Below are 8,140 nucleotides of genomic sequence, written 5' to 3'. Positions count from 1 at the left end.
CTCGTAGACGTCACTCAGCGTTAGATTACCAACGGCCCGCCGAGGTCCACTATGGTGGACTCCAGCTTGCCACCGCAGCCTAAAGAAAACCCATCAACAAGGTGTCCGAAAAACGCAGGGCAGACCACAGAGTGATGGCCATCCTTATCGGGGTAGTGTTCGTAGCTTCGTTCGTTTATGCCATCTACGTTGGGTCCTTCAACCAAGACGAAAACTACCTGATGACCACCACCCGAGCCTGGCAGTTAGCCTTCGGCGGGCTCCTAGCGCTGGCTGGTGGCACTATCCGGCTCCCCCAACCTCTCCGTGTCCCTGCCGGGTGGCTGGGACTGGGTATGGTGGTCACCACTGGGTTCATCTTCGACGGGGCACAACTGTTCCCCGGTCCATGGGCACTCTACCCTCTGGCCGGGCTCACCCTGGTGCTGATCTCAGCAGGCCCACTGGGCGGCCACCACGACCCTGAACAGACGGCCACCAGATTCCTCTCCAATAAACCCTTGGCCTGGATCGGGGACCACGCCTACGGCCTCTACCTGTGGCATTGGCCGATACTGATCTACTACCTAGAACTTCGCGACCGCGATGCCATTAGCTGGCGTGGCGCCCTGGTGATTCTCGCTGTCACCGTCGTGCTGGCGATGCTGACGTTCCGGTATATCGAACAACCCCTCAAACGACGTCAAACTCAACGCACTGGGGTGGACGCCCGCCGGATCAACAAGGTGGTGGTCGCCGCAGCTGCAGGGTCGATCATCGTAGCTGGAACCGGGGCCACCTTGGTGCTCCAGCAGCCCCATAACCAGACCGCTAACGTGTTTGATGACTGGGATTGGGAAACCCACCCTGGCGCTATGGCCACCACAAACCAATACACCACACCGGAGGGGATCAACTACCTGCCTGCTGTCGAAGAGCTGACAGCCCAGCAAGCCACGATCTACGACCAGAGTTGTGTCCAAAAACTCGGAAACGATCCAGGCCTTGACGAAGTCACCGTGTGCGAAGACCCCAACAAACCCGACGACCCCACTGCTACTGTCGTCATCTCCGGCGGCTCCCACTCAGTCCACTGGCATGCAGCCCTCGAAGCCCTCGCAGCCGAATACAACTGGGAATTGCTGGTAGTGAATAAAGACGCGTGCGTGTTCATGAACTCCGACAACCCTGACACCGCGTCCTGTAACTCTTGGAATGACAATTACATCGACTGGTTAGAAAACCACGACGTCGACCTGGTGATCGCCAACGGCACCAGAGTCTTCTCCGAAAGCCCGGAACGCATCCATGAGGGCGCACAACACCGGTGGGAACAAATAACCAACACCAGTGCCGAACTCTTGCTGGTACGCGGCACACCCCGCCCCGGTGAACGCGTCGATGACTGTCTGGCCGACGGAGGCTCCCCAGAAGACTGCGGGGCGACCACGGAACAGCTCGCCGAGATCAACCCGCTCGAGCACGAAGATCTACCCGCTGGGGCACACCACATCGACCTGCTCGAACACGTTTGCCCAGAAGGCGCGACCACAGGATTAGACCAGTGTCCGGCCGTGGTTGGAAACGTCGTCGTCTGGTATGACGGCTCCCACCTGACCAACCAGTACGTAGCCACGATGACCGCACTGATTGAAGCAGAATTACGGGAAACCGTGAGCTGGTTATTTGACTGAAAATAGGCCCCGAAAATGGAGTACTCCAAAAACAACCCCAAAAAGCACCCTGAAAACACTAGACCCGCTAAGCGCATTGCCTGGCGGGTTCCGTATGCTACCAACGAAGTGGCGGTGTAGGGCTTTCAGTTTACCGCCGCTTTTGGTGACACTGAAGCCGAAGCCCTAGCCCAGATCGCCACCTACTTCGATGGTGACACCCCACCCACCTACCACTAACATCCCACCGTGGGAAGCTGGTAGGAAGAACCCCCGCCCTACTGGTCACTATCGACTGGTAGGTCGGGATTTTTTGTCCTTTACTTTTAGGAAAGTACTCAGGTCGGGTGGCCCGTATCACGTGAAAGCGTGAAGATCATGCGTAAGCATGATACTCCCCGCGTAAGCGGGGGTGTCCCTATGCTTAAAGTCAAGCCGCTTGCGGGATGTTTTCGGGAGCAGCTTGGTAGAGGCTGCCGTCTCGGACCATCGCATACAGCACGTTGAGTCGTCAGCGGGCCAAACAGATGACCGCGGCGTTGTGTTTCTTGCCTTCAGCACGTTTCTTCTCGTAATAGGCTTTCGATACAGGGTCGTGGCAGGAGGCCACCCAGGCGAATCGGAACAACGCATTTTTGAGTTGCTTGTTGCCAGAGCGTGCCGGGAATTCCCCGCGGATGGAGGTCCCAGAGCGTCGCGTGACTGGTGCGATGCCAGCGTAGGCCGCGAGGTGGCCTGGTGTGGGGAAGGAGCTGAAGTCTCCTGCGGTGGCCAGGATGGTGGCGGCGGTCTTGCTTCCGACTCCTGGCATGGAAATCACAACCTGGGTAAGAGGGTGGGCATCGACCATTTCCTCTACTTCTTGGGCTACCAGGGCGCGTTGGGCCTTGAGTTCTTTGATCTGGGTTGCCACCCTTGGGATGATCAGCTCCACGGTGGCGGCCCCGGGCACGGTGACCGTTTGCTTAGCCAGTGCGGCAAAGATCTGATCAATCAGCACCGAGGGGTCTTTGCGGGTGTGGTTTTTGGCCCAGCGTTTCACCCCCGACTTCCCAGCCGTCATGAGGCCCTGTGGTCCGTGGTACCGGATCAGCAACTCCAGGACGATCGGTCGGGTCAGGATCGTGCCGGTGAACACCTGTTCTAAGGACGGATAGATCTGCACCAACAGTGAGCGCAGTCGGTTGATGGCTCGAGTGCATTCTCGGGCCAGGTCATCATCAAACCCGGCCAGGACTTTCAACGCGGAGAGCAGGTCGGAGTCCCGGTCCACCGCTCGAAGCGTGTGGGGCATCGTTCTAGCAGTATCCGCGATGATGAACGCATCGCGGGCATCGGTCTTAGAACGTCCCGGATACAGATCAGCAGCCTTGCGCATCGCCAAACCTGGCAAATACGCCACGGTGGCCCCGCAATCGCGAGCCACCGCAATGGCTAACGCACCGATGGTGTTGGGCTGATCCACTACCACCAGCACCTCGCCATGGGCCTGCAGCTGCTCAATCACAGCCCGCAAGTCGGTCTCGTCTTGAGGTAATTCCCGATCGTAAAGTCGATCGCCAGTGGCTGTCAGCGCGCACCCAACAGCGCCGCAAGAAAAATAGTGGAAGTTTCAGTTCGAACATCTACATCCTGGCATGGGATGAACCATTCCCAGACGACTCAGAGATGGAATTAGAAGAACAGTCACCGTCGGCAGAGAATTGCCTACCGCCGTCGGCAAAGGATTTCCCACGACCATCGGCCGTAAGTTGCCCAAGACCTACACCCAATGTACCTACACCCTTTGGTGACCTAGATTCTCCTCCTCCGTTTTAAAAAAATCGTCGGACCCAGCTCTCTAAAATGCCCTCATTACTTTAAGTAAGGGATAGTTAAGTAACGCGTGCGAGGTTTTCGCCGATATTATTTTGGGGAGGGTTTTTGAGGGGCTTCTAGTGTTGACCTTGGCGCTTCGCGCCGGTCAATTCTTGTGGCGGAATTGTGGCGGTCGAGGTCCTACAAGCCGCATTATCGGACTACAAGAGACCCTAAATAAAGGTTCTCAGGGTTCTCGATGAATAGCCATATCGCAAGAAGAAAACCGTCCACATCCGCATGATTGCAACGATGTGAGACGGTTTCTTTTCGGTGGGTCCTACCGGGATCGAACCGATGACCTACTCGGTGTAAACGAGTTGCTCTACCAGCTGAGCTAAAGACCCCTGTGCTTGACGTTTCCGCCCTGCAACAAGATTCAATAGTAGCCCATTATTTTTTGTTTTGCAAAACCGAAAGGTGCTCCGTCATGTTGCGGGCTCCACTCATAGCGGTAATCGTTTCCAGCACGTCGCCTTTACGGCTAATCAGCACGCTAACCCGCTTGGGCCGTCCCGTGGTTTCGTCAAGGATTCCGTAGTGTTTTGCAGCGGCGCCGTGAGGCCAGAAGTCAGAAAGAAACGGAACCCGCAGGTCAAACTGGTCAGAAACCAGACGCAAAACAGGCACTGAGTCCGGCGCTATAAGTCGCAGACCTACACTCATATCAGTCAACTGGTGAGCAAGATCATTCACTTGGTCTAGTTCTGACATGCACACGGGCGTGTAGGCGCCTGGAATGAAGATCAGCCAGGTGACATCATGACCTGGCTGATCCGGCCCCTCAACGGGAGGAAAGAGCCATTCCTGCCCGTATTGATCGCGTAATGCGGGAACTGTCACTAGTGTGCAACCGCAGGTTCGAGTCGGGTTGCCAACCAGTCTTCGGAAACACCTGCAGTGGTAGTGGCACGAAAACCAGCTACAGTGGCGGCTTCAGAAATGTCTGTTGGAGATACATGACCTGGCTGCGAGGCCCGAGGCACCAGCAACCAAATTGGCGCGTCCTCATCGAGGTTGGTCGTGGCATCTTCAAGGGCATCAGTGAGGTCGGCGACATCACCATCGTCGTCTCGCCACCATAGGAGCACTGCGTCGACTGGCTCTCGGTCCTCTTCAGTGAGGAACTCTTCGCCCAGGGCGTCCTCTAAACCGTTTCGGAACTCGAAGTCGATATCTTCGTCCCATCCCAGCTCTTGGATCACATCACCAACAGCTAGTTCGAGTTCAGCAATATAATGATTGTTATCTGGGTTTTTACCAGACGCCGAGTTGCTCACAACACTCCTTTTACAAATTGTGGTTACTCTATTTTTCAAAATTCTTGAGGTATTAGCAACATCTTGCCATCTTATTGTGTTCTAGATTGCACCGCGAGAGGTTGCAGTTGACGTAACGAGTACTGATTACCCCTCCGAATGGATGGACAAGGGTAGAATCCCCTTTGAGGTCCCTTTGACGTGACGCAATTGATCACAACCGCGATCATATGCGTGCCAGTAAACGACAAGACACAATAGTCGTTAGTGAAAGAAAGAGGTCAGCAGTGAGCACAGCTGAAGAAAGCTCTGACATCCTAAGTGGTTTGACCGACCACGCACCCGATAAAGATCCTGAGGAAACATCTGAATGGATCGAATCCTTTGACAGCTTGGTTGAAATCGCCGGAACGGAACGCGCCGAGTACATCATGCGCCAACTGTTGCAGCGTGCCGGCACCAAATCTGTTGCCGTGCCGATGGTCACCACCACTGACTATGTCAACACCATTCCTGCCGATCAGGAACCAGAATATCCAGGCGATGAAGAACTAGAACGCCGTTACCGCAACTACCTGCGCTGGAACGCAGCTGCCATTGTGCAGCGAGCACAGCGTGACGGAGTTGGCGTTGGTGGCCACATTTCCTCATATGCCGGTCAGGCGACCCTGTACGAAGTTGGTCTAAACCATTTCTTCCGCGGACAGGACCATCCTGGCGGCGGTGACCAGATCTTTTTCCAGGGCCACTCCTCCCCCGGTAACTATGCACGGGCTTTCCTCGAGGGCCGTTTAAGCGAAAAAGAGCTTGATGGTTTCCGTCAAGAAAAGTCTCAGGCTCCAAATGGTCTGCCGTCGTATCCGCACCCGAAGATGCTGGATAACTTTTGGCAGTTCCCAACCGTCTCAATGGGTCTCGGCCCCTTGAATGCTATTCACCAGGCGCAGTTCAACCGGTACATCCATGATCGCGGAATCAAGGACACCTCAGACCAGCACGTTTGGGCATTCCTGGGTGACGGTGAAATGGATGAGCCTGAATCCCGTGGCGCGCTGCACATTGCTGCAAACAACAAACTGGATAACCTCACGTTCGTGATCAACTGTAACCTGCAGCGTCTCGACGGGCCGGTCCGCGGTAACGGCAAGATTGTCCAGGAGCTTGAAGCATCCTTCCGTGGCGCTGGCTGGAACGTCATCAAAGTCCTGTGGGGTCGTGAATGGGACCCACTATTGGAAGCCGATGACACCGGTGAACTCGTTCGCGTCATGAACGAAACCCCAGACGGTGACTACCAGACTTACAAGGCTGAATCCGGTGGCTTCGTACGCGAACACTTCTTCGGTCGTTCTTCAACGACCAAAGAACTCGTCGCCGACATGACTGACGATGAGATTTGGGGCCTGAAGCGCGGTGGCCACGACTACAAGAAGGTCTACGCCGCATACAAGGCAGCTGTTGAATACAATGGCAAACCAACGGTAATTCTTGCCCACACCATTAAGGGCTACGGCCTGGGCACTGGGTTCGAAGGCCGCAACGCGACCCACCAGATGAAAGAAATGACGATTGACGAGATCAAGATCTTCCGTGATCGTCACCGCATCCCGATCTCTGATGCACAGATCGAAAAGGATCAGTACGCCATGCCGTACTACCATCCCGGTCAAGACGCTGAAGAAATTAAGTACATGCAAGAGCGTCGCCGTCAGCTCGGTGGATTTGTACCGGAACGCCGGAAGAAATACGATCCTCTGCCGCTACCTCCAGAGTCGACGTATAAGCACGCTCGCAAGGGTTCCGGCAAACAGCAGATTGCTACCACCATGGCATTCGTTCGCCTGCTTCGCGACCTGATGCGTGACAAGAACATTGGTAAGCGCATCGTGCCGATCATCCCAGATGAGGCACGTACGTTCGGTATGGACTCGTTCTTCCCGACCGCGAAGATTTATAACCCACGCGGTCAGAACTACATGTCAGTTGACCGTGACCTATTCCTGTCGTATAAGGAATCCCCAGAAGGTCAGCTGTGGCACGTGGGCATTAACGAAGCTGGCGCGACCTCAGCGCTGACTGCTGCAGGTACGTCGTACTCAACCCACGGCGAGATCATGATTCCGATTTACATCTTCTACTCGATGTTCGGATTCCAGCGCACCGGTGATAGCTTCTGGGCTGCAGCCGACCAGCTGACTCGTGGTTTCGTGATCGGTGCAACCGCAGGACGCACCACCCTTGCCGGTGAAGGTACACAGCACATGGACGGCCACTCGCCGATCCTTGCTGGAACCAACCCCGGCGTAAAGCACTACGACCCGGCATTCTCATACGAAATTGCACACATTATGCGCAATGGTCTGCACGAGATGTACGGTGACCACGATATGGGCGATCACGTTCGTAACGTGATGTACTACATCACCGTCTACAACGAGCCAATCACTCACCTCGACGAACCAGAAGGTATCGATATTGAGGGTCTGTTGAAGGGTATCTACCGCTTCTCGACCTCTGATATTGGTGGACCGAAGGTTCAGCTCATGGGTTCGGGTGTCTCGCTGCCATGGGTTATCGAAGCTGCCGAGGTCCTAGCCAACGACTGGGGTGTGTCTGCAGACGTTTGGTCGGTCACTAGCTGGAACGAACTGCGCCGCGACGCTGTCGCTGCTGAACGTGATCAGCTACTGAAACCAGATCAAGAACCACGGATTCCATACGTCACCCAGGTGATGCAAGAAACCGAGGGTCCAGTAGTAGCAACCACTGACTTCGCTACCTTACTGCCGGATCAGATCCGTCAGTACATTCCGAACAAATTCGCCACCCTTGGTGCCGATGACTTCGGTTTCTCTGACACTCGCGCCGCTGCACGTCGCTACTTCGGTATCGACACCCACTCTGTTGTGGTGCGCGCGCTGCAACTGTTGGAAGAAGATGGCAAAGTCGACAAGGGCACTGCCGCAACTGCTTTCGCACAGTACCGCCTTGATGATGTCAACGCCGGTACCACCGGAACCGCAGGTGGCGACGCCTAGCCTCATACCTGTGCCTTCATAACGAGCTCACTCTGGCTGCTGGTTCACTCCAGCAGCCAGAATGTTTAACAGCACAGAGTTCCATAGCTGAGCTACGATAGTGTGCGTGCTTAACGATTCTTCGCACGTTGCAGGCACAGCTACGCGAGTCCAAACTGCCGACCTAATCCGCACAGCGGAGATCCATCCCAGTGGTGACGGTTCCTTTGGAGAGTCCTGCGGCCTCGTATTGTCTGACCCGATTGCAGAGGATATAGAACTGCCTGCAGTACTCGATACCTAAGCAATCCTCAGTAATTTGTCTAGGCGAAGCGATAAGAACATCGATTACGTG

The 8,140-nt window shown here is 55.4% G+C and carries 4 protein-coding genes, 1 tRNA gene and 1 pseudogene; 2 read left to right on the top strand and 4 right to left on the bottom strand.

The features are described from left to right. Positions 1–134 precede the first annotated feature (134 nt). Complete coding sequence (locus A6F49_RS15435; protein WP_043055459.1) at positions 135–1,673, top strand: acyltransferase family protein; 1,539 nt, start codon at positions 135–137, stop codon at positions 1,671–1,673. 409 nt (positions 1,674–2,082) lie between these two features. On the opposite strand, the pseudogene A6F49_RS15430 reads toward A6F49_RS15435, so the two are convergent. The 4 genes and pseudogenes from A6F49_RS15430 to A6F49_RS15415 form a co-directional block, all read right to left on the bottom strand. Further along, positions 2,083–3,240 (bottom strand): annotated as a pseudogene (locus tag A6F49_RS15430) (IS110 family RNA-guided transposase); the annotation flags it as partial. Positions 3,241–3,783: 543 nt separating this feature from the next. Continuing rightward, positions 3,784–3,856, bottom strand: a tRNA-Val gene (locus A6F49_RS15425). A 46-nt stretch (positions 3,857–3,902) separates the two neighbouring features. Continuing rightward, positions 3,903–4,352 carry a redoxin domain-containing protein gene (locus tag A6F49_RS15420; RefSeq protein ID WP_043055460.1) on the bottom strand — a complete coding sequence of 150 codons (450 nt, stop codon included), beginning with the start codon at positions 4,350–4,352 and terminating at the stop codon, positions 3,903–3,905. Next, positions 4,352–4,789, bottom strand: a complete 438-nt coding sequence (locus tag A6F49_RS15415; protein WP_043055461.1) for a DUF3052 domain-containing protein — start codon at positions 4,787–4,789, stop codon at positions 4,352–4,354. The genes A6F49_RS15420 and A6F49_RS15415 overlap by 1 nt, the downstream gene beginning before the upstream one ends. Before the next feature lie 266 nt (positions 4,790–5,055). Between A6F49_RS15415 and aceE the strand changes: the two genes are divergently transcribed. Further along, the gene (gene aceE / locus A6F49_RS15410) at positions 5,056–7,806 is read left to right on the top strand and encodes a pyruvate dehydrogenase (acetyl-transferring), homodimeric type (RefSeq protein ID WP_043055462.1); all 2,751 of its coding nucleotides are present in this window, start codon (positions 5,056–5,058) and stop codon (positions 7,804–7,806) included. Positions 7,807–8,140 lie beyond the last annotated feature (334 nt).

It is taken from the genome of Enteractinococcus helveticum (assembly GCF_001657475.1).
In the GTDB taxonomy this organism is placed as follows: Bacteria; Actinomycetota; Actinomycetes; order Actinomycetales; family Micrococcaceae; genus Yaniella; species Yaniella helvetica.
This window is presented reverse-complemented; position numbering and strand designations above follow the sequence as displayed.

Coding starts and splice junctions, on each gene's coding strand:
- A6F49_RS15435 (WP_043055459.1), top strand. CDS start 135: ATGGCCATCCTTATCGGGGTAGTGTTCGTAGCTTCGTTCGTTTATGCC.